Source organism: Oleiphilus sp. HI0080, from assembly GCF_001635135.1.
This window is the reverse complement of record NZ_LWFU01001013.1, coordinates 1-1,253: the sequence shown is the minus strand read 5'-3', so window position 1 is coordinate 1,253 and position 1,253 is coordinate 1. Positions and strand designations below refer to the sequence as shown.

Annotated in this window: 2 protein-coding genes; both read right to left on the bottom strand. The window is 48.1% G+C overall.

Annotation, left to right across the window (positions count from 1 at the left end; all coding sequences use genetic code 11):
- A partial coding sequence (locus A3751_RS19205) for an efflux RND transporter permease subunit (RefSeq protein WP_197466517.1) occupies window positions 1-810 on the bottom strand: 810 nt, incomplete at its 3' end.
- A gap of 83 nt (window positions 811-893) precedes the next feature.
- On the bottom strand, window positions 894-1,253 hold a 360-nt coding region (locus tag A3751_RS19200), incomplete at its 5' end, for a copper-binding protein (RefSeq protein WP_197466516.1).

Genomic DNA, 1,253 nt, shown 5'->3' with positions numbered 1-1,253 from the left:
TTGTGGTCCTATTCGAACTTCGGCAACATCCTTTAATAGGATGGGGATATTGGATTGCCTCAAGCCTAAGGGTATGTTCTCAATGTCACTGACGTTTTTTAGATAGCCGCTCACTCTAACCATATATTCCGCTTCAGCCATCTCGACGACGGAAGCACCGGTTTCTTGGTTTGCGCGCTTTACCGCATTCGAAATATGGCTTAACGGAATGTTGTATGCGCGCAATTTATTCGGGTCTACTTCTATCTGATACTGCCGCACCATGCCGCCAACGGTAGCTACCTCCGATACACCCTCGACCGTTTGCAGCTCATATTTGAGAAACCAATCCTGAATACTTCGAAGTTCCGAAAGATCGTGAGCGCCTGTTCTATCCACCAGTGCGTACAAGTAAACCCAGCCTACGCCAGTTGCATCTGGGCCTAACTGCGGCTTCGCGGTATCCGGAAGATTCCCCGCTGCTTGGTTTAAATATTCAAGAACTCTTGATCGAGCCCAATAGATATCCGTCTCATCTTCGAAGATAACGTACACATAGGAGTCGCCAAAAAATGAATATCCGCGCACCGATATCGCTCCGGGAACAGAGAGCATCGCAGTCGTTAGCGGATATGTCACCTGGTCCTCTACTACTTGTGGAGCTTGTCCCGGATAACTCGTTTTGATGATCACCTGCACATCGGAGAGGTCTGGAATGGCATCGACTGCGGAATTTTTAACAGCATACGCCCCCAGTCCGAGCAAGACTGCGGTAGCAATAAGAACAAACAAGCGGTTCGTTATCGACCATCTTATAATGGCAGCGATCATGTAAGAACTCCGTTAACGGTTATGCAGCCCGTGCAAGGCTATTAGGCAAGGCTCGTCGGCAATGGACCGTCCGAGCCTTGTACTTATTTTGTCTTGATATCTTTGATGATGTAGTTGTTGTTATCGTCAACCATCAATGTAAATTCAACTTCGTCGCCTAAGTTGAGTTCGCTTAAATCGATACCTTCTTGAACCTGAAAGTTCATGCGCATTTTAGGCCAGTTCATCTCAGGCATCGGTTCATGGTTAATATTTACCATGCCTCTCTCAGCCATAATTTTGTTGAGTCGCCCCATGCCCATTACTTCGCGCATGTTGCTCATACGTTCTCCATGTTTGCCTTCACCGTGCATACCTTCGTTCTGCATGCCCTCGTGATGCATGCCCTCGTGATGCATGCCCTCGTGATGCATGCCGTGATCTGTAGCGACGGCGTTTGCACT